The following is a 417-nucleotide window of genomic DNA, read 5'->3' as shown; positions in this document are numbered from 1 at the left end:
TCAATGGTTTTGATGGAACCATTGAAAAAGTTAACGAAGAAAAGCGTAAGCTTGAAGTAATGGTGAAAATTTTTGGTAGAAAAACACCATTAGAATTAAGTTATATGCAGGTAGAAAAAGTATAATAATTGTTACACTAAATAGATACACAATCTTTAGCTTCCAAACTTTTAAGATTTGGTATCAAAATAAATTATTAAAAATGGCAAAAGAGTTAAGTAAAGTAGTTAAGCTACAAGTTAGGGGAGGTGCAGCGAATCCTTCGCCACCGGTTGGACCCGCTCTAGGTGCTGCTGGTGTTAATATCATGGAGTTCTGTAAGCAGTTTAATGCAAGAACCCAAGATAAAGCTGGTAAAGTATTACCAGTTGTTATATCGGTTTATAAAGACAAATCTTTTGATTTTGTTATTAAAAC

At 32.9% G+C, this 417-nt stretch carries 1 protein-coding gene and 1 pseudogene; both read left to right on the top strand.

Annotated elements, in window-relative coordinates:
• Window positions 1-125, top strand: a 125-nt coding sequence (gene nusG / locus FUA24_RS25790) for a transcription termination/antitermination protein NusG (RefSeq protein ID WP_394344196.1), incomplete at its 5' end; no start/stop codon positions are given.
• Window positions 126-202: 77 nt separating this feature from the next.
• Window positions 203-417, top strand: a pseudogene (locus tag FUA24_RS08250) (50S ribosomal protein L11); the annotation flags it as partial.

The sequence above is a fragment of the Seonamhaeicola marinus genome, from assembly GCF_008085455.1.
Note: the sequence above shows the minus strand (reverse complement) of the source record. Positions and strands in the feature narration are given on the sequence as shown.